Annotated in this window: 22 protein-coding genes and 1 tRNA gene; 7 read left to right on the top strand and 16 right to left on the bottom strand. The window is 68.0% G+C overall.

The window, feature by feature from the left end; genetic code table 11:
* The first annotated feature begins 22 nt into the window (after nucleotides 1–22).
* Entirely contained in the window at nucleotides 23–463 is a 441-nt protein-coding gene (tadA, locus tag ACTQ49_RS10590) for a tRNA adenosine(34) deaminase TadA (protein WP_441827807.1), read from the top strand.
* Nucleotides 464–528: 65 nt separating this feature from the next.
* Nucleotides 529–616 (top strand) — tRNA-Ser (locus ACTQ49_RS10585).
* A 116-nt stretch (nucleotides 617–732) separates the two neighbouring features.
* Here the strand turns inward: ACTQ49_RS10585 and ACTQ49_RS10580 are convergent.
* Entirely contained in the window at nucleotides 733–2,490 is a 1,758-nt protein-coding gene (locus ACTQ49_RS10580; RefSeq protein WP_441827806.1) for a lipopolysaccharide biosynthesis protein, read from the bottom strand.
* Nucleotides 2,491–2,766: 276 nt separating this feature from the next.
* On the opposite strand from ACTQ49_RS10580, the gene ACTQ49_RS10575 reads away from it, so the two are divergent.
* A complete protein-coding gene (locus tag ACTQ49_RS10575; RefSeq protein WP_441827805.1) occupies nucleotides 2,767–4,275 on the top strand; it encodes a potassium/proton antiporter in 1,509 nt (502 codons plus the stop codon).
* An 11-nt stretch (nucleotides 4,276–4,286) separates the two neighbouring features.
* On the opposite strand, the gene ACTQ49_RS10570 is transcribed toward ACTQ49_RS10575, so the two are convergent.
* A complete protein-coding gene (locus ACTQ49_RS10570; protein WP_441827804.1) occupies nucleotides 4,287–4,799 on the bottom strand; it encodes a LytR C-terminal domain-containing protein in 513 nt (170 codons plus the stop codon).
* A gap of 62 nt (nucleotides 4,800–4,861) precedes the next feature.
* Nucleotides 4,862–5,155 carry a type II toxin-antitoxin system VapB family antitoxin gene (locus ACTQ49_RS10565; protein WP_094765659.1) on the bottom strand — a complete coding sequence of 98 codons (294 nt, stop codon included), beginning with the start codon at nucleotides 5,153–5,155 and terminating at the stop codon, nucleotides 4,862–4,864.
* A 118-nt stretch (nucleotides 5,156–5,273) separates the two neighbouring features.
* Between ACTQ49_RS10565 and ACTQ49_RS10560 the strand changes: the two genes are divergently transcribed.
* Nucleotides 5,274–6,860 (top strand): helicase HerA-like domain-containing protein, encoded by a 1,587-nt coding sequence (locus tag ACTQ49_RS10560; protein ID WP_441827803.1) that lies wholly within the window; start codon nucleotides 5,274–5,276, stop codon nucleotides 6,858–6,860.
* 50 nt (nucleotides 6,861–6,910) lie between these two features.
* Here ACTQ49_RS10560 and ACTQ49_RS10555 read toward each other — a convergent pair whose 3' ends face one another.
* The 3 genes from ACTQ49_RS10555 to ACTQ49_RS10545 form a co-directional block, all read right to left on the bottom strand.
* Nucleotides 6,911–7,828 carry a universal stress protein gene (locus ACTQ49_RS10555; protein WP_441827802.1) on the bottom strand — a complete coding sequence of 306 codons (918 nt, stop codon included), beginning with the start codon at nucleotides 7,826–7,828 and terminating at the stop codon, nucleotides 6,911–6,913.
* Between the two features lie 127 nt (nucleotides 7,829–7,955).
* Entirely contained in the window at nucleotides 7,956–9,329 is a 1,374-nt protein-coding gene (locus tag ACTQ49_RS10550) for an ABC transporter substrate-binding protein (RefSeq protein ID WP_441827801.1), read from the bottom strand.
* Nucleotides 9,323–10,075 carry a hypothetical protein gene (locus tag ACTQ49_RS10545; RefSeq protein WP_441827800.1) on the bottom strand — a complete coding sequence of 251 codons (753 nt, stop codon included), beginning with the start codon at nucleotides 10,073–10,075 and terminating at the stop codon, nucleotides 9,323–9,325. Before ACTQ49_RS10545 ends, ACTQ49_RS10550 begins: the two co-directional genes overlap by 7 nt.
* A gap of 256 nt (nucleotides 10,076–10,331) precedes the next feature.
* On the opposite strand from ACTQ49_RS10545, the gene ACTQ49_RS10540 reads away from it, so the two are divergent.
* The gene (locus ACTQ49_RS10540) at nucleotides 10,332–10,925 is read left to right on the top strand and encodes a MarC family protein (protein WP_441827799.1); all 594 of its coding nucleotides are present in this window, start codon (nucleotides 10,332–10,334) and stop codon (nucleotides 10,923–10,925) included.
* A 116-nt stretch (nucleotides 10,926–11,041) separates the two neighbouring features.
* Here ACTQ49_RS10540 and ACTQ49_RS10535 read toward each other — a convergent pair whose 3' ends face one another.
* A complete protein-coding gene (locus ACTQ49_RS10535) occupies nucleotides 11,042–11,572 on the bottom strand; it encodes a hypothetical protein (protein WP_441827798.1) in 531 nt (176 codons plus the stop codon).
* A gap of 170 nt (nucleotides 11,573–11,742) precedes the next feature.
* Nucleotides 11,743–12,921, bottom strand: a complete 1,179-nt coding sequence (locus ACTQ49_RS10530) for an MFS transporter (protein WP_441827797.1) — start codon at nucleotides 12,919–12,921, stop codon at nucleotides 11,743–11,745.
* Between the two features lie 693 nt (nucleotides 12,922–13,614).
* Between ACTQ49_RS10530 and ACTQ49_RS10525 the strand changes: the two genes are divergently transcribed.
* On the top strand, nucleotides 13,615–14,511 hold the full coding sequence (locus tag ACTQ49_RS10525) for an oxygenase MpaB family protein (protein WP_441827796.1): 897 nt from the start codon (nucleotides 13,615–13,617) through the stop codon (nucleotides 14,509–14,511).
* Here the strand turns inward: ACTQ49_RS10525 and ACTQ49_RS10520 are convergent.
* The 3 genes from ACTQ49_RS10520 to ACTQ49_RS10510 form a co-directional block, all read right to left on the bottom strand.
* Nucleotides 14,508–14,969, bottom strand: coding sequence for an ankyrin repeat domain-containing protein (locus tag ACTQ49_RS10520; protein ID WP_441827795.1), 462 nt, complete (start codon nucleotides 14,967–14,969; stop codon nucleotides 14,508–14,510). The two genes, ACTQ49_RS10525 and ACTQ49_RS10520, sit on opposite strands and share 4 nt — an antisense overlap.
* Before the next feature lie 618 nt (nucleotides 14,970–15,587).
* On the bottom strand, nucleotides 15,588–16,235 hold the full coding sequence (locus ACTQ49_RS10515) for a response regulator transcription factor (RefSeq protein ID WP_441827794.1): 648 nt from the start codon (nucleotides 16,233–16,235) through the stop codon (nucleotides 15,588–15,590).
* Nucleotides 16,232–18,532, bottom strand: coding sequence for an ATP-binding protein (locus ACTQ49_RS10510; RefSeq protein WP_441827823.1), 2,301 nt, complete (start codon nucleotides 18,530–18,532; stop codon nucleotides 16,232–16,234). Before ACTQ49_RS10510 ends, ACTQ49_RS10515 begins: the two co-directional genes overlap by 4 nt.
* A 327-nt stretch (nucleotides 18,533–18,859) precedes the next feature.
* Between ACTQ49_RS10510 and ACTQ49_RS10505 the strand changes: the two genes are divergently transcribed.
* Complete coding sequence (locus tag ACTQ49_RS10505) at nucleotides 18,860–19,318, top strand: SRPBCC family protein (RefSeq protein ID WP_441827793.1); 459 nt, start codon at nucleotides 18,860–18,862, stop codon at nucleotides 19,316–19,318.
* Nucleotides 19,319–19,501: 183 nt separating this feature from the next.
* Here the strand turns inward: ACTQ49_RS10505 and yczE are convergent, their stop codons facing one another.
* The 5 genes from yczE to ACTQ49_RS10480 form a co-directional block, all read right to left on the bottom strand.
* Nucleotides 19,502–20,158, bottom strand: a complete 657-nt coding sequence (yczE, locus tag ACTQ49_RS10500) for a membrane protein YczE (RefSeq protein WP_441827792.1) — start codon at nucleotides 20,156–20,158, stop codon at nucleotides 19,502–19,504.
* A gap of 44 nt (nucleotides 20,159–20,202) precedes the next feature.
* Entirely contained in the window at nucleotides 20,203–20,583 is a 381-nt protein-coding gene (locus ACTQ49_RS10495; protein WP_441827791.1) for a Rieske (2Fe-2S) protein, read from the bottom strand.
* An 86-nt stretch (nucleotides 20,584–20,669) separates the two neighbouring features.
* Nucleotides 20,670–21,641 carry an acyl-CoA thioesterase gene (locus tag ACTQ49_RS10490; protein WP_441827790.1) on the bottom strand — a complete coding sequence of 324 codons (972 nt, stop codon included), beginning with the start codon at nucleotides 21,639–21,641 and terminating at the stop codon, nucleotides 20,670–20,672.
* Between the two features lie 154 nt (nucleotides 21,642–21,795).
* On the bottom strand, nucleotides 21,796–21,978 hold the full coding sequence (locus ACTQ49_RS10485; protein WP_441827789.1) for a hypothetical protein: 183 nt from the start codon (nucleotides 21,976–21,978) through the stop codon (nucleotides 21,796–21,798).
* 295 nt (nucleotides 21,979–22,273) lie between these two features.
* Entirely contained in the window at nucleotides 22,274–23,941 is a 1,668-nt protein-coding gene (locus ACTQ49_RS10480; RefSeq protein WP_441827788.1) for an NERD domain-containing protein, read from the bottom strand.
* Nucleotides 23,942–24,063: the final 122 nt, after the last annotated feature.

Below are 24,063 nucleotides of genomic sequence, written 5' to 3'. Positions count from 1 at the left end.
GCCGAGCCGCTGGGACGCGGCCATGCGGTCTGCCCTGATGGCGGCCCGAGCGGCAGGGGAGCACGGGGACGTCCCGATCGGGGCAGTGGTGCTTGGCCCGGACGGTGCGGTCATTGCCACCGCGGGCAATGAGCGCGAGCTGACCGGCGATCCGACGGCCCACGCAGAGGTCTTGGCGCTGCGCAGGGCGGCGCAGGTGCTGGGTGAGTGGCGGCTGACCGGCTGCACGCTGGTGGTCACCTTGGAACCGTGCACCATGTGCGCCGGGGCGACGGTGCTGTCGCGCGTCGAGACGCTGGTCTTCGGGGCCTTTGACGCGAAAGCGGGCGCCGTCGCGTCGCTCTTCGACGTCGTGCGGGATCCGCGGCTGAACCACACGCCGCAGGTTCGCGGCGGCATCATGGCGGACGAGTGCGCCGGGCTGTTGCGTGAGTTCTTCGGCCGTTCGCCCGAGGTTGGTTGACCCCTCTGCGGGCGTCACGGTTTTCGATTGGCGCACGAGGCACCACCTGTGGCAAACTTTTCCGCGGTGACGTGTCTGAGCGGCCGAAAGAGCTCGCCTCGAAAGCGAGTGTGGTGCAAGCCACCGAGGGTTCAAATCCCTCCGTCACCGCCAGATGGAAGAAGGGCCCCGATCCTCATGGATCGGGGCCCTTCTCGTCGTACGCGGGCTGTGTCGACTCGGCGCCACACCAGGTGCGGCCCGTGATCGCCAGAGCGGCACAGGCGCTCTCAGGCTGCCTCGGCCGGCACTTCCTCGTCGGCGCGCATGGTGGCGATCTGACGCTTCAGGCGGCGCAGCACCAGGGGTGCGTAGACGGCGACGAAGACGAGGCCACCCACGGTGAGCTCGACGAAGGAGCGCAGGCGCAGGCTGGTGAACAGGTTCATGGACTCGACGGCATTGAGGGTCAGCCAGCAGAGGACGCCAGCCGGGACACAGGCCAATGTGGTGGGGATCATCGTCGCCAGCAGGCCACCCACCCGTCCGCCGGCGCGATGGACCGACCAGAGGAAGATCGGCAGGGCCACCAGCACGGCCGTGAAGATCTGTGCGCCCGCCGCACCCTTGGCGCCCCAGTTCTTCGTCGCCACATAGGTGAACAGGAAGAGCGCGATGGTCCAGACCAGGTTGGCCCAGAAGACGCCGCGCGAGTCGCCGCGGGCGTACAGGTAGCCGGTCAGGGTGTCGAAGACCACACGGATGGCGCCGTACATGCCCACGATGCTGAGCAGGGTGATGGCGGGCAGGTACTGCGGGTTGTAGACGAACAGGATCACCGGCCGCGCCATGATGGCCAGCATCACGCCCATGGGCAGCGACAGCATCCAGGTGATCGAGACGCCCAGGGTGAGGGCCGGGTCACCCTTGCGCGGGTCGGACTTGGCGAAGGCCGGCAGCGCGATGGAGCGCACCGCCATGCCCAGTACGGAGACGGGCCAGTTCGAGATGTTCGCCGCCATCGTGTACTGGCCCAGGGCCGCCTTGCCACGCAGCGGGGCCACGATGATTCGGTCGACGAAGGTGACCAGTACCTGCATCAGGTTGGAGCCGGCCACCGGCACGCCGAAGGCCAGCACCGAGCGCACCAACGAGCGGTCCAGACCGAAGGTGGGACGCCAGCGGGTGAACCAGTACATCAGTGAGATCTGGCAGGCCTGGCCGATGACCGCGCCGATCGGCAGGGCAAGCACGCCCATGCCGGTGCCGAGCAGCAGTGCGAGGGAGAGGCCATTGCTGACCACGAAGTTCACCATGTTGATGATGAAGATGCGCTTCTGGTCGATGTTGCGCTGCAGGATGGAGAAGGGCACCAGGCCGATGCCCGAGAGCAGCACGGAGAAGGCGTAGACCCGGATGAGTGGTGAGCTCTCGGGAACCCCCAGCCCATTGCCGATCACATTGGACAGCCCGACGATCAGGGCGGTCCCGAGGCCGCAGAAGAGCAGCCCCATCGTGGCCGTGGTGGGGATCTTGCGCTTCAGCGTCTCGTCGTCGGAGCGCACCAGATCGGCTCCCAGCCCCATGTCCGCAAAGGTCAGGGTCATCATCCCGACCATCATCGCGACGGAGAAGACGCCCATCTGGTCCGGTGTGACCAGGTTGGCCACCACGATGCCGACGATCAGGGTTCCGGCGCGGGAGATGATGTTGCCGACGATGCTCCACTTGGCGCCGGTGGCGACGGTGGACCCGAGGTCTGCCTGGTCCGGACGGTCGTCGACGGGCGGCCCATCGTGGACGGAGTCCCCAGGGTGGGTGTGGACGGAGTCCCCAGGTTGGGTGTGGACGGAGTCCCCAGGTTGGGTGTGGCCGGAGTCCCCAGGTTGGGTGTGGAGACCGTCATGGGGCTCGGCCAGGGCCCGACGCGGGCGTTGGCGCGGCAGGGGATCGAGACTGTCGGGTGTGACGTCGTGGGTCGGCAGCTGCTCGTCCCGGGAATGGCTGCGCGTGGGGGTCGCGAGCCGATCCTCCTCGGCGTCCTGCATCCTGTTGTCCTTCCGGGGGCCTGTGCGATCGTGCGCCATGCGGACCCTCGGCAGGCTGGAGCGCAGTGCTCTCCGCCCCCGAGCGGCCGACGCCTTGGTCGAGCCCGACTGGGCGTACCACCACCAGTATGGGGGATCGCGTACCGCTTCCCGCACTTTGCAGAGGGGCTCCTCTCTTGCCCAACTCTCAGTGTGGGCTCGATTTCCACGCCCGCCGAGCCTGTGGTGGCATGTCGGGTGACCGATCGACCAGGACTTCGTCGAGTCTCTGGAAGAATGGCCAGCGTGCCCCCCATCGACCTCGCCCTGCTCGTGGGGGCGGTCGTCGCCATGCTGGCGGTCTTCGCCGCACGACTCGGATCGCGACTGGGGCTGCCGGCGCTGCTGCTCTTCCTCTTCCTGGGCATGGCCCTGGGGCGTAGCGGTCTGGGTTATGTCTTCGACGATGCGGATCTGGCGCACGGGCTGGGTTTCGTCGCACTCGTCTTCATCCTCGTCGAGGGCGGTTTCTCCACCAAGTGGGAGAACATCAAACCGGCGATCGGCGCGGCCGGCCTGCTGGCCACATTGGGCATCGGCGTCAGCATCGCCTTGATGGCGGTCTTTGCGCACTTCGTGCTGCAGTTGCCGTGGGCAGTCTCCGTCCTGCTCGGAGCCATCACCGCTCCCACCGACTCGGCGGCGGTCTTCGCGGTCCTGCGCGGTGTGCCCCTGCCCAGCCGAGTACGCTCCACGCTGGAGGCGGAGTCCGGACTCAATGACGCCCCCACCGTGCTCCTCGTGGCCGCCGCATCGAACCTCGCCCTCGGCATCCTCCCGTCCGGCGGATATCTGGGGCTTGCTGGGCTGGTCGCCTTCGAACTGGCCGGCGGCATCCTGCTGGGTCTTGGGCTGGGCCTGGCCGGTGTCTGGGTCCTGCGTCGCATGGCGCTGCCCTCGTCCGGGCTCTATCCACTGGCCGCCATGGCATGGGCGGTGGGCACCTATGGGATCGGTGTGGGCGTGCACGTCTCCGGCTTCGCCGCCGTCTACGTGTGTGCGGTGGTCCTCGGCAACGGGCAGCTGCCCCACCGGCACGCGACGCGCTCATTCGCCGAGGGCGTCGGGTGGATCGCGCAGATCGGCCTGTTCGTGATGCTGGGCCTGCTGGCCGATCCCGGTCGGATCACGCTGCATGCGATGGTGGCCGGGGTGATGGCCGGACTCTTCCTGACCTTTGTCGCGAGGCCGGCATCGGTGCTGTCCTCGCTGTCGTGGTTCCGTGTCCCCCTGCCCGAGCAGGCCTTCGTCTCCTGGGCTGGGTTGCGGGGTGCCGTGCCGATCATCCTCGCCACCGTGCCCATGTCCCAGCGGGTGCCGGATGCCGATCTGCTCTTCGACGTGGTGCTGGTCTTCGTGGTGGTCTTCACCACGCTCCAGGGCCCGACCCTGCCGTGGGTGGCGAACCGACTGGGCCTGGCCGATCCGAATGCGGCGATGGATGTGGACATCGAGGCGGCGCCGCTGGACAAGATCCGCGCCGAATTGCTGCAGATCCGCATTCCCGCGGGCTCCCATCTGGCCGGGGTACAGGTACGGGAGCTGCGGCTGCCGCGCAATGTGGTGGTCTCGCTGGTGATCCGTGGCGACATGTCCTTTGCCCCACGCGGTGAGAGCCGTTTGCAGAGCGGCGACGAGATTTTGGTGGTGACTCCCGAGCGGCATCGCGAGGAGGTGGAACGTCGGATCACCCGGATCGGACGGTGGGGGCGGCTGGCGGGATGGACGGCGCACCAGCCGCGCTGATGTCCTCCAGGTCAGGCCTCGGGCGTGGGGGTCGGCTCCGGCAGGCAGACCGTCGGCCCGTCGATGTCAATGCTGCGCGGCGCCTTCGGCTGGAAGCCCGTGACCGGATTGCCCACCAACACCTCGACGGTGTGGTCAGCGCGTCCGTCAGCCTTGACCTTCGCGTCCTTGAAGAAACCGGCGACGAGCTTCACCTCGGGATTGTTCACGTCGGCACCGATGATCTGGGTGTGGTTCACCTCAACCTCGGTGTTGCCCGTCTTGGCAACCTGGAAGCCGACGGCCTTGAGCTGGGCGCCCACCTTGCCCGCCAGACCACCCTTGGAGCCGCCGTTGTAGACCTTGACGGTCACCTGCTTGGTACTCAGGGCCTTGCCGACGCTCTGTTCCACACAGGGTACGAGCGGCGGCGGCGGGGCGGGCGCGACCACATTGCGATAGCCCCAGCGGGCTCCCAGGATGAGGACGGCGAGCAGCACGAGCAGGGTGATGGGCGTGCCGAGCAGGCGCACATACCGCTGCACAGGAGCTCCTTTGGGGCGTGGTGAAAATTGCTGGGGGTCAGACTACTACCTGCCGTGCAGGTCTACTTCAGTTCCAGCACGCGGGCGTGCATCGTCTGGCGCTGCTGCAGGGCCGCGCGCAGGGCACGGTGCAGCCCGTCCTCCAGGTAGAGCTCACCCCGGTAGCTGACGACGTGCGCGAACAAGTCGCCGTAGAAGGTGGAGTCGTCCTCAAGGAGTGCTTCGAGGTCGAGCGTGCGCTTGGTGGTCACCAGCTCGTCCAGTCGCACCTGGTGCGGGGCGATGGCTGCCCACTGCTTCTGCACGTAGCCATGGTCTGGATAGGGGCGGGACTCGCCCACTCGCTTGAAGATCACTCCTCGAGCCTAGCTGGCGTGTCAGCCCCAAGGGTGGGGCAGGGGCGCGTCGCCACCTTGTGGCGCGCAATTCTGCGCACTTTCTCAGCTTGTCGGTGCCGTGTGCCACCCTAGGACCATGACTGACGCAGCATCCTCCTCGCCCGTCCAGGAGATCACCAGGGGCTACACCTTCGACGAGCCGGCCATCGATCTCGGTGTGCTGGTCGAGGCGGAGACGCCGCTGCCGGATGCGGTGGTGCGCATCCCGCTCGGCATGTTGAACCGCCATGGGCTTGTGGCGGGTGCCACCGGAACCGGCAAGACCAAGACCCTGCAGTTGATGGCCGAGCAGATCAGCGCTGCCGGGGTGCCGGTCTTCGCCGCTGACATCAAGGGGGATCTCTCCGGTCTGGCGAGCGCGGGCGAGAGCAGCGACAAGTTGCTCTCCCGCACCGCCGCCATCGGCCAGCAGTGGCAGGGACAGGGCTTCCCGGTGGAGCTGTACGCCCTGGGCGGTCAGGGCACCGGCATCCCGGTGCGTGCCACCGTGACGAGCTTTGGCCCCCTGCTCCTGGGCAAGGTACTGGGTCTCAACGCCACCCAGGAGAGCGCGCTGGGGCTGGTCTTCCACTATGCCGACAGCAATGGGCTGGCCCTGCTGGATCTGGAGGACCTGCGCACCCTGCTGATGTGGCTCACCAGCGACGAGGGCAAGGCAGACCTGAAGGCGATCGGGGGAATCTCGTCGGCGACCGCCGGTGTCATCCTGCGTGAGATCACGGCATTGGCCGCCCAGGGTGCCGAGGCCTTCTTCGGCGAGCCTGAGTTCGAGACCACGGACCTGCTGCGGATCGATGCCGACGGTCGCGGCATCATCTCGCTGCTCGAGCTGCCCAACCTGACGGATCGCCCGGCGCTGTTCAGCACCTTTCTGATGTGGCTGCTGGCGGAGCTCTTCCATGACCTGCCGGAGGTTGGCGACGTGGACAAGCCCCGGCTGGTCTTCTTCTTCGACGAGGCACACCTGCTCTTCAACGATGCGAGCAAGGAATTCCTGGAGTCGATCGCCCAGACCGTTCGGTTGATCCGGTCCAAGGGAGTGGGGGTCTTCTTCGTCACCCAGACGCCCAAGGACGTCCCCGACGACGTGCTGGCCCAGTTGGGCTCCCGGGTGCAGCACCAGCTGCGAGCGCACACCCCCAACGACGCCAAGGCGCTGAAGCAGACTGTCGCCACCTTCCCCCGCAGTCACTATGACCTGGCGGAGGCACTTCAGCAGTTGGGCATCGGTGAGGCCATCGTCACCGTGATGGATCCCGACGGTGCCCCGACACCGGTGGCCTGGACCCGGATGCGTGCCCCGCAGTCGTTGATGGCCCCCGCGCCCCAGGCCCAGCTGGACTCCTTGGTGCAGGCCAGCCCGCTGCAGACGAAGTATGGCGCCGAGATCAACCGCGAATCGGCCCACGAGGTGCTGACGGCCAAGCTGCAGGCCACGGCCGACGCCCTGGAAGCCGAGGAGAGGGAGAAGGAGCGCGCCAAGGAGGAGGCCCGGCTGGAGAAGGAGATCCGTGAGCACGAGCGGGCCACCGCTCCGCGCGCCCGCACGAAGGAGGAGAAGAGCGTGGTGGAGCAGGTGGTGGGCTCCAGCGTCTTCAAGCAGTTCGCCCGGTCTGCAGGACGCGAGATCGTGCGCTCGGTCTTCGGCACCCGGCGACGCTGACCGCAGGCTGCTCGTCAGCCCTCACTGACGAGCAGCCGCCACCCGTCGGATCACGCTGCCGACGGGACCACCAGCACCGGGCAGATGGAGGTGCGCACCACATGGGCGGCGGTGGAACCCAACAGCACTCCGGACAGGCCGCTGCGTCCGCGCGAGCCGACCACGAGCAGTTCAGCCTCGTGGGAACTGTTCACCAGCACCTCTCCCGCGTGGCCCAGACTGACTCGCACCTCCACCTCGACATCCGGGCCGCCGTCCATCTGCTCCCGCACCATGTCCTCCAGTTCCTTCGCATGGGTCTGCTGGACCTGCACGAAGAGTTCCTGGTCCATGGCCGGCATGCCGTCGACGGTGACCGGGTTGTACTCCCAGGAGTGCACCACCAAGAGCTTGCCGCCGGTACGCCGAGCCTCGGCGATGGCCGCGTGCAGGGTGGGGCTGGAATGGGAGGCGTCGTCCACGCCCACGGCCACGGTGCCGACTGCGTGGGACTCCCTCGCGATGCCGGTCTCCGGCACCACGACGACGGGCCCCCGTGCGTGGGAGATGAGGTGCCGCGAGACCGAGCCGAGCGCCATCGCCTTCACGGCGCCCAGTCCTCGGGTCCCGGTCACCACGACGGCGGCGTCCCGCGTCGCCTGGACGAGTGCCAGAGCCGGCTCGGAATCCTCCAGCAGGACGGCCTCGACGTCGAGGTCCGGATGATCGGTGCGCACCTTCTCGGCGGCCTCCGCCAGACGGTGGCGGGCCGATGCGATGACCTTGCCGGTGAAGTCCGTCGCAGAGTCCCGCAGCATCTGCATCAGGGAACCGCGAGAGGGAACCTGCAGGGGCGGCAGGGCCAGAACCAGGGTGAGCCCGACACCGAGATCCTGTGCCCGACGCGCTGCCCACTCGGTGGCGATGGCGGACTGTTCGGATCCATCGGTGCCCACGACGACTCGACCGGCAGAGTTGATGGTGCTCATGGCTCGCTCCTTTGCGCCTTGCGGTGGGGCGAGCCCGGGGCATCGCCCTCAGCCCCATTCTACGTGGTGACAAGCAGAAATGGGAGGGGTGGGGGCATGATTCCGGGACTCGGGTGCCGAGCGGGCCTCACAGGACCTTCGTGCGCTGCACGCGGGGGTCGGCGGCCAACAAGTCGCTGATCCGCTGGGACTCGGCCAGCAGGGTCTCGGTGTCCAGCTGCCCCTCGAGGAAGCTGTTCCACAGCACCTGGTGGTCATGGGTAGCGCCGGCCTGCTCGATGAACTGCCAGTGGAAGGCCTCCTTGCCGGCGGCCTCCACCAGGTCCAGCTGGCGTTGCAGTACCGGTCCCGGCGTCTCGGGCGTGACATCGGCCCGCGTCATCAGCACCTGGTTGGCGCTGCTGAAGGAACCCGCGACGGCGGCGCTGAAGGCCTCCTGCACCACTGCGGTGGCCCGGCCCTGGCCCCCTCCGGAGGGCTTGGGCGCCATGAAGGACATCGCGGGGCCCGCGTGCAAAGCCGTCGGTGGCAGCGCGGCATCGTGGTCCACGGCCGGGTCGGGGACCACGTCGAGACCGAATTCAGCACCCACCTGGGCTTGGCTGATGATCCAGGAACCGGCCGGCACCATGAGCACCTTGCCGTCCTCGGCCCACATCGGCAGGATCTGCTGCCACGAGCGTCGCGAGCCCCCGGGGCGGACGAAACCTGCCTTGACGGCGGTGTGCATCTGCTCGACGGCCGACCGGATGGCGGGATGACTCCATGCCCGGGGCTCCAGCCCGTCCAGGGCGCGACGCACCTCATGGCCGCCCTGCTTGATGGCCGAGGCCAGAGTGAGCCCCAGAAAGCTGGTGGCCGTCTCACGGGCCCAGCAGAACAGATGCATCTTCTGGGTGCTGGCCTGCTCGCCGAGCGTCAGCAGGTCCTCCCAGGTCTGGGGTGGGGCCCACCCCTGATCGTCGAAGAGAGACCTGGAGAACCAGAGTCCGTGAACCACATGGACCCAGGGCAGTCGGACCAGATGCTTGCCGGAGATTCCCGCCTCCAGCGTGCCGGGGCGCAGGAGGCTGCGCAGTGGCGTGCCCTCGGCATCGGACATCGCGGCAGTGGTGACGGCTGTCAGGTCCCCCAACCCGCTGGCATATTGCCCGGCACCGAGCATGTCGACCCCGCCGTCCAGCACCAGATCAGGCGCATCCGGCGTCCCCATCCGGGTCTGCAGGGAGGCCGCGAGCTGCGCCGTGGGGTTCAGGTCCAGCCGCGTCCCGCGCTGGCGGACAGCCGTGGTGAGCTCGTCCGTCCAGCCCGCTGGCCAGCGGCTCTCGTCGAGCCACATCTCCACGGCCCCGGGTGCCCTGGTGGCGCGTGCCGATGCGGAGTTCGACGGGGGGTTGGGAATGGGTTGGTTTCCGCTACGGCAGCCCTGCAGGGCAGCCGCCGTCGTCACGGCTGCGGTGGCCGCTCCAGCACGGAAGAGCTCCCGGCGTGAGATCACCATTGCCACGCAATCCCGTACCGACGTGCGAGCTGGGGGCCATCCAGCCGGATGGCATAGGACCCGTTGGGCGTCGCCGTGAGCATTCGTTCGGGTGGACCGGGTGGCGGCTCGTCCTGTCCGTCGAGCAGGGGGCCAAAGGACCATACCTGCGTCGGACGGGGGCCCAGGAAGTTGAGGGTGACGCTGACCTGGCCCGTCGGACGGGTGAACATCACCGTGACGGTGGAGGCAGGCTCGTCATGGCTGACCCATGCGCGGGTGGCGAACTCGTGCACCTGACCGCGACGCAGCGTGCGATCGAAGTGGAAGCGGGTCAGGTGCATGTTCTCCCCGTCCTCCACCCGGCGACTGTGCCGCTCGATCCAGCCTCCCCAGAGGGATTCGGTGTCCAGGTCGAAGCTGCCCGAGTTGTTGCTCAGCTGCAGGCCGTAGCCGTCGTTGCCGTCGGTGAGCGCACGAATCCGCCGCACCTGCACGATCTCCTCTGGGGCACGGTGGTCCCGAAAGGTGTAGGCGTAGGTGGCATTGAGGATCTCGTACGGGCCGCTGAGCTCGAAGGGGGGATCCTGGTTCAGCTTGTGCGCGGCGTCGTACCACGGGCGCAGGGGCTCCACCCAGTCCGGTAGGTGGGTGGCAATGGCACTCCACAGTCGATTCGACGGCTTCTCGCGGCCAACCTCAACATTGGCCAACGTCGAGCGGGCAATGACGTGGTCCAGTGCATCGACCAGATCCTTCTGGCGCATGCCATGTGCCTGCCGCTGCCGACGCAGCGCATCCCCGAAACCTTCCACCCTCGCATGGTGGCATGCCGCAGGGGTTGGCACGTCATCGCGCAGCTGATTTCTTCCTGTTGAAGCGCCCCGCAGCGATGGTGTCGGGTGTGTCGAATGCGGCGGGTTGTGGTCGGGTGGCTGGTCTTTTGGCGAATTGATCGGCTGTTCGACGTGGAATATCCTTCACGTGGCCGCGTTCTGGACAATATTTTGTGGAGGGTGAGGGATGAGCTGGTTGCAGGCAACCACCCTGCTCTTCCTCGTCATGGACCCCATTGGCAATGTGCCGATGTTCATGACCGCCCTGAAGAAGGTGGCGCCCAGCCGCCGACAGTGGGTGATCGCCCGGGAGCTCTTGATCGCGCTGCTGATCATGGTGGTCTTCCTCTTTGCGGGCCGGGGCCTGTTGAACACGCTGCAGGTCTCCTCGGAGGCCCTGACGGCTGCCGGTGGCATCATCCTGATGCTGATCGCCGTTCGCATGATCTTCCCGTCGCCCGAGACACCGCTGGAGGAGTCCGGCGTGCACGACGAACCCTTCATCGTGCCGCTGGCCGTGCCCTACACGGCGGGGCCATCCCTGTTGGCGGTGGAGATCCTGCTGATGAGCCAGGAACCCAGCCGCTGGATGACCTGGCTGGGGGCGGTGCTGGCGGCTTGGGCAGCTTCGGCCGGGATCCTCTTCCTGTCCGGTTATCTGGAGCGCATCCTCGGTGAGCGCGTTCTGGTGGCGGTCGAGCGGCTGATGGGCATGATCCTGGTGCTGATCAGCACCCAGATGATCTTCAACGGGATCCAGCAGTTCTTCGGTCTGGCCTGATCGAGTCACCGGCGCTCCCGAACGGGACTTCGGGGCGCCCGTCTGGTGACGGACGCCCCGAAGAAGGTGGACTCACGGCGCAGGTGGGACTGCGACGATTCAGGCGACGGGACGGCTCAGAGGTGCCCCGCGAGCACCTGGCGAGAGTGGGTTCCCCGCACGGCGAGGAGGACTTCGTAGGCACCGCCGCTGGTTGCCAGGGTGATGCGACGACGGCCGAAGCCGCGCAACTTCACGGTGCGCGTCCGGCCGGCCTCGGTCACCTCCAGATGCATCGACTCACGATGGGGGTTGAAGAGCCAGACGCTGATCTGGTCGTCCTTGCACCGAAGGCGCGCCTCCACCTGCGGCTCGCCCACGCGGCCCTCGATCTGCCGGTAGGTCCCGTGCTCAGCATGCAGGGAGAGGTCATAGCCCGGGGTGGCCTGCCAGGCCGCCGTGATCTCCCGAGCAGCGGGCACCACGTGTTGGGCTGGTGTGTCCCCCAAGGTGAACGAGCGGGCGTGGACGGTCAGGTCCTTGCCGTCGCGGTTCTTGAGCGTGGCAACCACGGTGTGTCCCTGCAGGGACAGGTCGAAGGTGGACCGGGGGGCCGCCGACGCCGGGTTGAACCAAGCGGTGATGTGGGGGGATGTCAGAACGCTCATCGGGTCTCCTCCTGAAGATCTCCCTAGGAGTGTTCAGTATTCATGTGCCCCTCCAAAGTCGGTCTCATGAACCACAGGGGACCATGTGGTGAACGTCATACAACGCCGTTGCGCCCTACTGGTGACCGCCGAAGCACCCGCTTTCCAGCCCTGCCTGGAATCGGCTGCCCTCAGACCTCTCGACGGTTGGCCAGCGAGCCGGAGAGCAGCACGACCATGGCGGTGGCCAGCGGCATCACGCACAGGGCCGCCCGGAAGCTGACCGCGTCGGAGATCCGGCCCACCAGCGGGGGACCGACGAAGAAGGCCAGACGCAGGAGCCAGTTGACGATGCTGAGCCCAGAACCGGCGGGCAGTCCCGGCATGTGGTGGGCCGTGTAGTAGACGGCGGGCACCACGGTGGCCACGCCCCACCCGGCGCACGCGAAGCCCAGCAGGGTCAAGGGAATCGACGGGAAGGCCAGGGCCAGGGCCATGCCCACCGTGGCGACGCCGCAGCCCAACCGGGCCGCCCCACGGTCGCCCAGGGCGTCGACCAGTCGGTCGCCGGTGAAGCGCCCGACGGTCTGGGCGCCAACCAGACAGACGATGCCCATGCCCGCGGTGCCGGGGCCGGCGGAGAGCGAGTCGCGCAGGTACAGGGCACTCCAGGTGAAGCCGGCATCCTCGATGCTGGCAGCAAAGGCGCCAACCAGGCCCAACGCCACCAGGTGGCCCATGATCGGGCGTGGGATGCGAACCTTCCCGGTGGGGGCATCCTCGACGACCTCGGGGTCCGGCCCCTTGAGCAGGAAGGGGCGAAGCGCCAGGTTGATGGCCAGCATGATCGATCCGGCTGTCAGGGCGTGCAGGGGCAGTGAGAGGTGGATGCCCGCGAACCAGGATCCCAACAGCCCGCCGCTGACTGCGCCCAGACTCCACCAGGCGTGGAAGCTGTTGTTGATGGAGCGCCCGTAGAGCCCCTGCACTCGCATGCCGTGCGCATTCATCGCGATGTCGGTGTACACGTCGGTGGCACTCATCAGCACGATGAAGGTGGCGAAGGCCAGCGCAGTGGGGGAGTTCAGGACCAGGCAGAACATCAGGATCTGTGCCACCTGGGCCCACGTGGCCACTCGGGCGGTGGTGCTGGCACGCATCACCTTCGAGGTGAACAGTCCCGCGACCAGCCCGCCCAGTGGTCCAAGTGCGATTGCCAGACCGAAGAAGGTGTTGGTGAGGTCAAGGTTGTCGCGGATCAAGGGATAGCGGGGCACCATCGACGCCATCGTCGCGCCGTTCAGCCAGAACAGCGTGGCCACGGCGGCTCGGGCGCGACGCGCGGTGGTGGACGGCTGGCGCTCTGCCATGGGACTCCTGGGCTACTGGGCGGCCGGCGGGTGTGGCGCCAGTCCAGCGACGACTGATCCTGCGGAAGTCTAGATGACCTGGTGGTAAGTGCGAGGGGGCAACCAGTCTGGTCACCTGACCGAGAGCTGAGGGAAAGCGCGATGTCAAGCATTCAAGGAAATCGAGGTGCTGTACTTGTTCCTGCAGGACGATGGCGAGGCCCTGGGGGGCTGAAGCCCCGGAGGCACGCAAAACCTTCGGTGGGGGATCGAACCGCGATGATGGAGCGTATCCCCCCGTCGTCCCGGCTCGTCGACATCTGGGCAGCAATCGTGCGGATGGCGCGGTGCGGCATTCCTGCCGTTGTTCGGGGTGGGCCACATGGCCGGTGGAGTTGCGACCCCGGGCACCCATGGGACCACCTCCCGGACAGCAGCCGGTTTGTGGACGCGAGTCACCCCTGCGCCAACCGGCACCTGGGGCACCTGGCCGCAAGGTCGGGTGAACGGTGCACGACAGCAGCACCGAGGGGACGTGGTCCAGGCCACGTCCCCATTGCTGTGTCCCCATGGAATCGGTGTCTTCTGACCCCGACGACTTCTGACCCTGGCGACTTCTGACCCTGGCGACTTGAGGCAGGGGATCACCCTCAGGGCTCGACCTGTCACAGTGGAGTGGTGCGCGGGGCTCGCCCGCCGGAGAGGAAGCCAGTCATGCCACGTCCCGGTGAACAGGCTCGCAGTGCCCTGGCCGCCTTCCTGCGCGCCCGGGTGGCGGGGCCCGACGCTGAGGAGAGAGCCTGGCGCATCTGGGGCGCTCCAGGGCAGCGCGAATTCAACCCGCAGGACGCCATCTGGGAAGTGAACCAGCATCCCGCCATGTATGCCGGCGGCGTGTGCGCGCTCTTCCTGCAGTCCTTGCACCCCGGACCCATGGCCGCGGTGGCGCAGCACGACAACTACCGATCTGATCCGTGGGGTCGCTTGCAGCGGATCAGCAACCACATCGCGGTGACCACCTATGCGCCGCGTGAGGATGTCGAGCGCCAGTTCGCCGTCGTGCGGGCCGTCCACGACCGGATCACGGGCGTGGACGACTTCGGAAAGCCCTATCGCGCCGACGATCCGCATCTGCTCCGGTGGGTCCACGTCGCCGAGACCTGGAGTTTCCTGACCGCATACCAGCGCTGGGCCGACACGCCTCTGGATGCCGAACGGGCCGACGAGTACGTCCGTCAGGCTGCGCTCGGCGGCCAGCGGTTGGGTGCGACGGGGCTGCCGACGACCGTGCGGCAGCTCGAGGACCAGTTGCTGGCCTACCGCCCCGAACTGGCGTGCACTCCCGACGCGCTCGAGGTGGTCGACTTCCTCACCCACCGTGCGCCGCTGCCTGCCGTCGCCAGGCCCGGCTATCGCATGGTGATTGCGGGCGGGCGGGCGCTGCTGCCCGGCTGGGCTCGGGAGATGCTCGGCTTGGGCAACCGGAACCTTCTTGTCAGGAAGGATGCTGCGCTCGGCGCACTCGCCACGCGCCTGGTGGGGTGGGCGCTGGTCGGGCCCGACGGCGAGCACGACCGGCCGATGGGTGGACCGCAGCGCCGGGAGGCCTAGCGTCCAGGGGCCCCCTGTGGGGTGGGGGCCGGTGCCGCAGGACCTTCCGGCTGGTGCTGCGGCGGCAGCAGGTCCCGCATCGCGTCGAGCGAGAAGAAGTCGACGATCTGCCAGGCGTCCATCGCGCCGGCCATCGGATCGGCTCCCGCATGCAACAGGGCGCGCACCGAATCGTGATCCTGGACGAACAGCGCACAGGCCAAGGCCGACTGCCCGCGTTCGTTCACCCGGTTCGGGTCAGCGCCCCGGTCCAGAAGTCCCTGGACCAGGCCGGAATGGGCGTTGTAGGCGGCCAGGGCCAGCAGGGTGTCTCCCTTGTGGTCGGTCAGGTTCACCGGGATTCCGGCATCGATGATGGCTAGAAGGCGAGCTTCACTGCCCTGTCGGGCCAGGTCGAAAGACTCGTTCAGGAAGTCCAGCTGTTCGTCGGTGAGTTCAAAGCTGTCGTCGGAGCCCATGGTCCCACGGTAACCGGTGGGGCCAGCCGGTTGGTGGGAGCAGCTATCCGGTGCGCTCGTCTGGCCGCGGCGTCGAGTGTTGACCGCTCTGTCCCGAATGGGATCGGATGGCGCGGTCGATGAGCTCGTCAGGCGGTCAGAAGCGTGTCTGCGGAACCGGGCAGTTCTCTGAAGATCAGCCAGAATCCCTTGCGTGTCACCGGATCAGGGGACATGTCCACCGCTCGTGATGGAAGGTAACGTCAATGTCAGCCGACGCGGTGGGAACATCGGGTGGCATGTGGGCTGGTCAACCTCGGGGGAGGCCATGGGCGCGAAGGGCGTCCATGACGAGACCAAGTTCATGTGGTGCCCGGGTTCAACGGTGTGCACCGTGCGTTGCGGCGAACTCGGGGGAGTTCACGGTGGCCTGCCACCACCCGCACCGCACGCGTCAGGGATCTCGGGGGAGGCTCCTTGCACACTGCCCACCGTGTCGGTCTCTTCATGTGCGGACGAGTCTCGTCAGGTGCGGACGGGGCAGCGGCAATCGCTCCCCGAAACCAGAAAGCCCACAACCAGGAAAAGCCCGCCACCGAAGGTGGCAGGCATTCCTGCGGCTGGGCACTGTCGCCCCGGTCAGCTCTCGAAGTAGCCGTCACGCTCGGCGTGGCTGAGCGCATCGGGCACGCCATTGACGGTACGGCCGAGCTGTCGATACTTGCTGGAGACGCGACGCAGATAGGTGTCGACGGTGGACTCCGAGGCGGGAGGATTCATCAGCCGCCCCACGGACTTGCGGGGAATCCCCTGGTGCAGGAGTTCCAGCGCCTCGATCTCACGCGGCGCCAGGCGCGGGGTGAGGCTCGGGTCCTTGATCAGCACGTCGGCAAGCTGGCTGCTGACCGCGAACTCGCGCGCGGCCGCACCCTCGATGGTGCGGATCAGACCATCGAGCGGGTCATTCTTCAAAGCCAGGCCAAGGGCGCCCGCGGCCATGGCGCGCCGGATCGGCAGGGGCCGCAGTTCAGCGGTGTAGACGACGCTGGGCACGCCCATCTCGTCCAGGCGTTCGACCACCTCCGGTCCCTTGAGGCCGTCCTTGAGCTGCAGGTCCACCAGGGCGACGTCGACGGGCTGATCCGCCACCAGACGGTAGAGCTCATCGGGGTCGGTCACGGAGTGGACGATCTTCAGTCCGCCTGCGCTGGCCTGCTCGATTGCCTGCAGGCCGGCCAGGACCACGGGGTGGTCGTCCAGTGCTGCCAGGCGCAACGGTTCGTTCATCCTGCGGTCACCGCCATTCTCACGAAGTCAGGGTCAGAGTCCATTCTTCCACCCAGTGACTGCACTCTACGGCTCCACGACGCCTGCTGCCCATCAGAGGCGTCGAGGACGACGACCGAGGCCTCCTGGCCGATGGCGCTGAAGGTCACCACCTGCTCCGGGGTGGCTGGTGCGCCCAGCAGCGCGGCAATCTCTGCCGCGGCCCGCCTGAGCGGGGGAGGGTCCTCGGCGGTGAGAGAGGACCGCACCTGCCATCCGTTCTGCCGCAACTCCGCGATCCGCTCGCCGAGGCCCTGGTGGTCGGGGCCCAGCACCAACTCGTCGCGCACCCAGGACTCCAGCGTGCGGGCGGCCTCGCGCACCTCGTCGTCGGCGGGGCAGGCGATGTCCTCCGCAACCGAGCGGATCAACGGCAGCACGTCCTGTGTGACGCGCTGAGACCAGAACTGCTCCACCCGGTCACTCTGGTGCATCCTGGCCGTGGCATCCTGCGTCGCCTGCCGGGCATGCATCTGCTGCGCCATGTCTGTGGCCAGCTGGCAGGCCCACGCCAGGGCATGGTGTCCCGCCAGCACGACGACGATCGCGAGCGCGGCGCCGCCGCCCATCACGGTCACCGTGTCGACGATGCCGAAACGCAGGACGGTTCCCACGACGATCACCGCGGTGAACCCGACGCCGATCATGGCCGCATTGCGTCGTGGACGGGAGAACATGGCCAACTGCACCAGGCCGGTCGCACCCCACGTCATCCACAGGTCGTAGATGTCGGTGGGTGGTGAGGGAACCAGGACGAGGTTGACCAGCCAGGCAACCAGGGCCACACCCAGGATCAAGAGCGTCTCAGACCGGGACAACGGGCCGCGCAGGAGTCGGGCCGCGCCCCAGGCGCCCACCAGCAACGCGGCCACCGTGGCAGGCAGCACCGTGCTCAGCGCGTCCGAACGGCTGCCCACCAAGGCCATCACCAGCCCGCAGCTGACCAGGGCGGGGATGGCCGTGGCCACCATCAGGCGGCGGGTGCGTGCATCCGCCGCGGGAGAAGGCAGCTGTGATGGGGTGCCCACGTGCGCCATGGTGGGCTCCTGCGCAGTGGGCCCCTGCGACGTGGAATCTGCTGGGGTGGGGGCCTGCCGAGGAGCATCCTGACGGGGCCACTCCAGATCGATCCGGGTGCCCTCGCCCGGCCGGGAGCTGATGCTGGCATGTCCGCCGATGTCGTCCAGGTGCTCGATGACCGACGACTGCAGCCCCAGGCGCTTGTGGCGGCTGTCCGGGTCGAAGCCGCGCCCGTCGTCGACGATCGACACCCGGCAGCCGGCCGTGCCCCAGGACTGCAGCTCGATCGTGCAGTGCTCGGCGGCAGCGTGGCGCTCCACATTGACGAGGGCCTCGTGAGTGGCCGCGGCCAACGCCGTGGCCACCGCTCGCGGAAGTGGCTCGCCGTCGCCCACCAGAACTGCGCGAACCCGCTGGGTGACCGGATCCTCGGCCAGCAGCGTGCGCAGCGCCACCAGACCCTGCTTGGGGCTGTCGAGGATCCGGATCGCGTCGCGGCACTCCTGGCTGGCGTCCTGGGCGCTCACATGCGAACGCTCCGCCGCGATGGCGTGCAGCGCATGGAGCACATGGTCGTGCAGCAGCCGCTCAGCCTCACGGCGGGCCTCGGTCTCCGCCTGCTGGTGGCGCTGGGTGCTGCGGGCCTTCTCTGTTCGCGCCGCCGTGGCGTCGTGCTCCTCGGCCATGCTGATCAGTCCCAGCGAGAAGGACAGCAGGATGACGATGGGGTAGACGACGAAGATCTCGTCGGCAAGGCGAGCGGGCGACATCTGCCACCACAGCAGGAAACCCAGGATCTCGACGGATGCCAGCCCCGCGACCAGCGCGAACAGGAGGCGCCTGCGCAGCTGACGGCGCTCCACCAGCATGGTGGAGACCACCAGGGGTGCCGCCCAGTACCCCGGTCCCCACACGTCTCCGGGCACCATCACCATGCGGCCGGTGGTCAGCAGGAGATGAGCGGCGCCCAAGGTGGTGGCCTGCAGGAACCAGCTGGTCAGCCCGTGCCGACGATGCAGCACCACGGTCAACATGACGCACTGGGAGACCAGCAGGACCACCACGCCTGCGCGTGCGGTCCAGGGCAGGCTCCCGATCTGCGCCAGGAGGGGGCCGATGGAGAAGACGAGCTGGAATGGCATGGCCAGCAGCACCAGGGTGCGCAGCCCTTCGGAGGCAGCGATCGTCCAACGTGGCGTCGCGGGCTGCGACGGTGCGTCGCTCGCCCAGGGACTCATCTCCACGTCATTCCTCGTAGTAGGGCAGGGGTCCTGCGCCGACAAGTGCAGTACGTGAGTCTGGCAGGACTGTGGGCCAGATGACCCCCGGAAGTGTCCCTCCCTCAGGTGATCAGCAGCGCCATTCACGGGTGGATGGGGTGACTCGGTAGTAGTACGGGCGCGCCGCGCCAGGGCCCGGCGCTCTGGGCATTTTCGTGGCACGTCAATGGAAGCGCCCGGGGCGACGGGGTGATCCCACGGCTGGGAGGTGCGCGCAGCGCCTAGGCTGGGAGGTGTCCGGCCGATGAATCAGGCCGGGGCGTCGTCGACCGACCAGGAGGATTCATGCCCGCGCTCGTCCACACCGTCCAGCGAGTCGTCCCAGCCAGCCCTCAGGAGGTCTTCGACCTGCTGGCCCGGCCTGACCAGCACCGCACCTTCGACGGTGGGGGCACCGTGCAGTCGCAGGTTTCCGGCCCCGAGCGACTGTCTCTCGGGGCAGAGTTCAGGATGGGGATGAAGATTGGCCTGCCCTACGCCACGGGCAATCGTGTCGTGGAGTTCGTGGAGGGCGAGCGGATCGCGTGGCAGACCGGGGTCATCCGCAATGGGCGTCTGCTCCTGGGTGGGCAGGTCTGGCGCTTCGAGCTCCAGGATCGCGGCGACGGGAGCACCCTGGTCAAGGAGAGCTATGACCTCACCTCTGCCCGCGGCGGCAGCCTGATCAATCGAGTGGCCGGCAGCGCCACCGAGGCCAACATGCGCGCCACACTGGAGCGTCTGGCCAAGCACTTCGCGGGCTGAGGTTCGGCCCGTCGCGTGGGTTGTGTCACCCCGATGCGGCGGCGCGTGGGTTTGGGGGCCTCGCGACGGGTGTGGCCCACGCGGGGTGCTGGAACCCACGCGGGAGTCGGTGGGGGTGTCCAATCCCACGCGGTGCACAGAGCGGCAGCCCCGCACCGGGGCCTGCCGTGATGGCTGCAAAGGTCAGGCGGCCGGGCGCGTCAACCGGATCGTGAACCTGGGCAGGAAGACCTGCACCACCGGGCCCACACCGAAGGCGTAGACCAAGGTTCCCAGCCCCACCGGACCGCCGAGCAGCCAGCCCAGGGCCAGCACCGTCACCTCGATCACCGTGCGCACCACGCCGACGGACCGGCCGGTCAGCTCGCTCAGTGAGGTCATCAGGCCGTCGCGGGGCCCGGGGCCGAGCTGGCTGCCGATGTACATCGCGCCGGCGACGCCGTTCAACACCACCCCGCCCACCAGTGCGGCCACGCGCCAGCCCCAGCCGTCCAGCGACTCGGGCAGCAGCGCCAACGTCGCGTCGAGTGCGGTCCCCACCACGAAGATGTTGAGCACGGTGCCCAGTCCGGGCCACTGGCGCAGCGGGATCCACAACAGCAGGACGATCATGCCCACGAGGATGGACACCGATCCGATGCTGAGTGGGAGGTGGTGGGACAACCCCACGTGCAGCACATCCCACGGAGCCATGCCCAGACCGCTGCGCAGCACGATGGCGATCGAGGCGCCGAAGATGACCAGCCCCACCACCAGCTGGGCCAGGCGCAGCGGCATGCGTCCGGCCCGAAGCTGTTGCAGGGGGTCCAGGTTGAGCAGCGCGGGGTCTTCGGCGGCCATCGGGCCATCATCGCGGGGACGTGATGAATTGCCCGGATCGTCTCTCAGGCCGAGATGTGCAGCTGGTCCCCGTCGACCTTGACCTTCGCCCGGCCCAGCGGCTGCTCGGCCGGGCCTGACTGCACGCTGCCGTCAGAGGCGGAGAAGATCGAGTTGTGACAGACGCAGACGATGCCCCGCTCGTCGAGCTGGCTGACGACGCACCCGGCGTGGGTGCACTTCTTGTCGAAGGCCTTGAAGGTGCCGGCCTCGGGCTGGGTGACGACGAAGTTGGCGTCAGGCAGGATCACACCGCCGCCCACGGGCACCTGACTGACGGGAATGCTCACCTCAGGGCCGGACTGGCCGCATCCGCTGGCGGCGACGGCCGCGACGGACAGACAGCCCAGCTGCAGGGCTCCACGACGGGTGATCTCGAAGGGCATGACGACGACTCCGGTGCGAAGCAGATCCCCGGGCGGGACCGGCGGGTGCAGCCAGTCAATCCCGCCCCGGCACGCCGGTCAAGGCCTCACTCGTTGCGCCAGTGCGGCACCTGGGGCGGAGCGGTGCGGGCCAGTCCCTCGCGGATGTCGATCAGACGCTTCGCGTGCTCCTGCAGGGCCAGGTCCTCCAGCAGGGTGGGATTCCAGGAGCGGACGTGCTTCTTGTGCATGCCGGTGTGGTCCAGGGCAACCAGCACCATCAGGCAGTGCGTGGTGAGCTGCAGCTCACCCTCCTTGGGGTCGCCGGAACGGACGTGGACGCTGACATGCATGGAACTGTGGCCGGTGTGGATCAGCCGGGCCTCCACCTCCACCAGGTGGCCGATGTGGATGGGGCGGTAGAAGCGCACGCCACCGGCGAAGACGGTGATCGCGGGGCCCTGGTGCCAGGTCTCGGCCACCAGGTTGGCTGCCTCGTCGATCCACTCCATCACGATGCCGCCGTGCACCTTGCCGCCCCAGTTGACGTCCTGCGGCTTGGCCAGGAATCGCAGGGTGCGCTGCAGTGCCTCGGTCTGGTCCGTGTAGACCTGCTTGGCCATGTCCTCCTCGATGGCCTTGCGGCCGTCGATGCGTCGGATGGCGATCTGCTGCTGTTCGCGCTCCCAGTCGTCCTCGGGCTCGAAGGTGGGGACCTCGACGGACTTCCCGTTGCCATCGGTGGCGACGAAGATCATCAGGCACTGGCAGGTGATGTCCAGCTCACCCGTGCGAGGGTTGCCCGAGCTCACGGTGCAGACGATGTGCATGGAGCTGCGCCCGGTGTGCACGATGCGGGCCTGCACCTCCACCAGCTCGCCCACGTGCACGGGGCGCTTGAAGCGGATGTTGCCCACATAGGCGGTGACGCAGTAGCGGCCGCTCCACGCGACGGCTTCGGCATAACCAGCCTTGTCGATCCAGGCCAGCACGGTGCCGCCCTCGACGTGGCCCTTCTCATTGCCCTCCATCGGGGCGGCAAGGAATCGAAGGGTGGAGTGGCGCTGGGTTCCGGGCATGCATCGTCCTCGTGTCGTGGCTGGAGTCAGGCTAAGTGTGATCCAAGTCACGCGCTTCCACAAGGGCATGCAGCAGGGGACGGACCGCACTGTGGTCCGCCCCCTGCTGCATGCCCTTGGGGTGCCCGTGATGGCCGGTGGGGCCGCGACGGGCTCAGCCCTCCAGCGCAGCGTTGATCATGGCGGCCTTCAGGAAGGTCGCCGGGCTTTCCGGGTGCTGGATGAAGTCCGCGATCAGGCCCAGGGCCTGGTTGTCGTCGCGGTAGTAGGCGCGGATCGTCGGCCACTGGGTGGCGGCGGTGTGGCGCAGTTCGTCGGGGTTGGTAACTGTCTTCATGGTTCTTCCTCCTGCAACCCGTCGCAGCATGGACGGGTTCTTTGACGCGGGGATGCGCGGATGTCCGGAGGGGCCCGGTTCGCGACTGTCCCCAAGGTATGGGTGGCACCGTCTCGGTGGGTGCCGTGTCGGGACTGCCCGGTTTCCACCTCGGGCTGTCCGTTCGCATGACCTCGCATCGCCGTGGGGCGGCGTGGTCAGGTCGCGTTGGTGCGACCAGTTGTACAACGCTACCCCCTGGCGAAACATTCCCCCAGCCGTCACGCGCCTTGCGCGGTGCTTCGACAGCTGCCGCTCAGGAATCGTGCGGTCGCAGGCCCAGTTTGCGGGCAACGGCCTTGCCGCCGATGGCCCGGACCTGGTCCGGATCGCCCACGACGATGAGGCGGTCGGTGGCGCGGGAGAGCCCGACGTAGAGCTTCTCCGCGGCGCGGTCGCGGTCTGCGGTCTCGTTGACGCAGAGCACCACGGCGCGTCGCTCCAGGCCCTTGAAGGCGAGCACGTGGGAGTAGAAGACGTCCTCGCCCGCCCAGAATTCGTCCCAGTAGGCGTCATAGCCCACTGCCGCCTGACGTTCCACCTGGACGGGGTGGCGGCGGCCCAGGGTGAGCAGTGCGATGTCGCTCTCGTGCCAGCCCTCGTCGAAGAGTGCGTCCACCTGCTCGTCGGCCGTGCTGATGGCATCCTCAGGGTCGCAGGCGACGAAACTGACCTCGGGCCCCGCCTCGCCGCGCAACTGCATCGGCGGGGCCAGTGGGGCGAAGGTTTCCGCGATCTGCCGGGTATTGCGCAGGTTGTGGTCCAGGACCAGGGGGACGAGTGGCACCGGGGGGCGTCCGAAGCGGGGGAAGACTCGTTGGCGTTCGTCGGCGTAGACGAAGATGCCGCCGGCCTCCTCGTCGCGCAGGGCGGTGAGCAGCGGGGTCCACCAGTCATCGGCGAAGTCCTGGGCCTCGTCGACGATGATCGCGTCGAAGCGCTGCTCGGTGGGTAGTTCGCGGGCACGCTCGGCCATCAGGCGTGGGAGTTCGTGTTCCCAGAAGTCGGAGTCATCGCGGCCGGCCATCTCGATGCCCCACGCGCGGCCGAGCTGCTCGAAGGTGCCCACGAAGGCCGGCTGCTTGGCCCGCGACCCCTGACAGAGCTCGCGGGTCAGCAGACTGGCCAAGCCGTAGGAGTAGCACAGCACCGCGACGCGCTGGCGCTGACCGCTGATCCGCCCGGTGGCCAGGTCCTTGGCCTGCTGGATGGCCAATTGCGTCTTGCCCGAACCGGCGCCGCCGCGGATCTCCACCCGGTTCAGCAGGCGAGTGGCGCGCAGCAGTTGGGTCTGTTCCATGGTGAGTCGACGAGCCACCTCCTCGCGGTCGGCGGCGAGCAAGCCGGCATCGCGGTGGGGGAGGGCGCGCCCCATCAAGATCTCCTCGACGAGGTCGATGTCGTCCTGGCTTGGCGCGACGGCGTCATTGCGATGCCGCCAGGTGGTGTCCCAGATGCGGTCGCCCAGCTCGTCGAGCTGGTTGGCGCCGGTCACCTGCCAGGCGGGGCAGTCGGGGGTGGCGAAGTCCTCGTCCAGTGGTGTGCGGGCCAGGACCACATGGTGGCCCCACCGGATCCGGCGTCGGCTGCCCCAGCGGGGATCGGATTCGACGTAGTGCCGCAGGGCGTAGACAGCGTCGCGTGCCTGGCTGACGGGGTGCACCACCTGGTCGCACTCATTGCGTCGAATGCGCCAGTTGTGCCCGTCGTGCCAGACATGGCTGCCCTTGACCTCCACGACGACGATCCCCGATTGGGGCATGAGGACCACCAGGTCTGCCTCGTGGTCCTTGGTCTCGTCGCTCACGCGGAAGTTGGCCAGCACCAGGCAGTCATCCTCCATCTGGCGCACGACGCGGTCGTGGACCTCGCGCTCCGAGGGATTCGTGAACTGCGCGGGCGTGGTGGCGGTACGGGCCGTCATGCGTGGTGTCTCCTGGGTCAGGCGGCCCCGAACCGCTTTCTATTGCGACCACCATAACCCTTGGTCAAATGATCAATCTCTTTCTGGGCAAGGGATTCCGGAGATCATCAGAGGTTCGGAGC

This window comes from Luteococcus sp. Sow4_B9, from assembly GCF_052116585.1.
Taxonomy (GTDB): domain Bacteria; phylum Actinomycetota; class Actinomycetes; order Propionibacteriales; family Propionibacteriaceae; genus Luteococcus.
Note: the sequence above shows the minus strand (reverse complement) of the source record. Positions and strands in the feature narration are given on the sequence as shown.

Bases quoted from the DNA above. Each gene is read 5' to 3' on its own strand.
- ACTQ49_RS10555 (WP_441827802.1), bottom strand. From the start codon at position 7,828: ATGAGCACCATCAACTCTGCCGGTCGAGTCGTCGTGGGCACCGATGGA.
- ACTQ49_RS10520 (WP_441827795.1), bottom strand. From the start codon at position 14,969: ATGGGCTCCGACGACAGCTTTGAACTCACCGACGAACAGCTGGACTTC.
- ACTQ49_RS10525 (WP_441827796.1), top strand. From the start codon at position 13,615: ATGCCACGTCCCGGTGAACAGGCTCGCAGTGCCCTGGCCGCCTTCCTG.
- ACTQ49_RS10540 (WP_441827799.1), top strand. From the start codon at position 10,332: ATGAGCTGGTTGCAGGCAACCACCCTGCTCTTCCTCGTCATGGACCCC.
- ACTQ49_RS10495 (WP_441827791.1), bottom strand. From the start codon at position 20,583: ATGCCCTTCGAGATCACCCGTCGTGGAGCCCTGCAGCTGGGCTGTCTG.
- ACTQ49_RS10580 (WP_441827806.1), bottom strand. From the start codon at position 2,490: ATGCAGGACGCCGAGGAGGATCGGCTCGCGACCCCCACGCGCAGCCAT.
- ACTQ49_RS10505 (WP_441827793.1), top strand. From the start codon at position 18,860: ATGCCCGCGCTCGTCCACACCGTCCAGCGAGTCGTCCCAGCCAGCCCT.
- ACTQ49_RS10490 (WP_441827790.1), bottom strand. From the start codon at position 21,641: ATGCCCGGAACCCAGCGCCACTCCACCCTTCGATTCCTTGCCGCCCCG.
- ACTQ49_RS10560 (WP_441827803.1), top strand. From the start codon at position 5,274: ATGACTGACGCAGCATCCTCCTCGCCCGTCCAGGAGATCACCAGGGGC.
- ACTQ49_RS10530 (WP_441827797.1), bottom strand. From the start codon at position 12,921: ATGGCAGAGCGCCAGCCGTCCACCACCGCGCGTCGCGCCCGAGCCGCC.
- ACTQ49_RS10510 (WP_441827823.1), bottom strand. From the start codon at position 18,532: ATGAGTCCCTGGGCGAGCGACGCACCGTCGCAGCCCGCGACGCCACGT.
- yczE (WP_441827792.1), bottom strand. From the start codon at position 20,158: ATGGCCGCCGAAGACCCCGCGCTGCTCAACCTGGACCCCCTGCAACAG.
- ACTQ49_RS10575 (WP_441827805.1), top strand. From the start codon at position 2,767: ATGGCCAGCGTGCCCCCCATCGACCTCGCCCTGCTCGTGGGGGCGGTC.
- ACTQ49_RS10550 (WP_441827801.1), bottom strand. From the start codon at position 9,329: ATGGTGATCTCACGCCGGGAGCTCTTCCGTGCTGGAGCGGCCACCGCA.
- ACTQ49_RS10485 (WP_441827789.1), bottom strand. From the start codon at position 21,978: ATGAAGACAGTTACCAACCCCGACGAACTGCGCCACACCGCCGCCACC.
- ACTQ49_RS10535 (WP_441827798.1), bottom strand. From the start codon at position 11,572: ATGAGCGTTCTGACATCCCCCCACATCACCGCTTGGTTCAACCCGGCG.
- ACTQ49_RS10545 (WP_441827800.1), bottom strand. From the start codon at position 10,075: ATGCGCCAGAAGGATCTGGTCGATGCACTGGACCACGTCATTGCCCGC.
- ACTQ49_RS10480 (WP_441827788.1), bottom strand. From the start codon at position 23,941: ATGACGGCCCGTACCGCCACCACGCCCGCGCAGTTCACGAATCCCTCG.
- ACTQ49_RS10515 (WP_441827794.1), bottom strand. From the start codon at position 16,235: ATGAACGAACCGTTGCGCCTGGCAGCACTGGACGACCACCCCGTGGTC.
- tadA (WP_441827807.1), top strand. From the start codon at position 23: ATGCGGTCTGCCCTGATGGCGGCCCGAGCGGCAGGGGAGCACGGGGAC.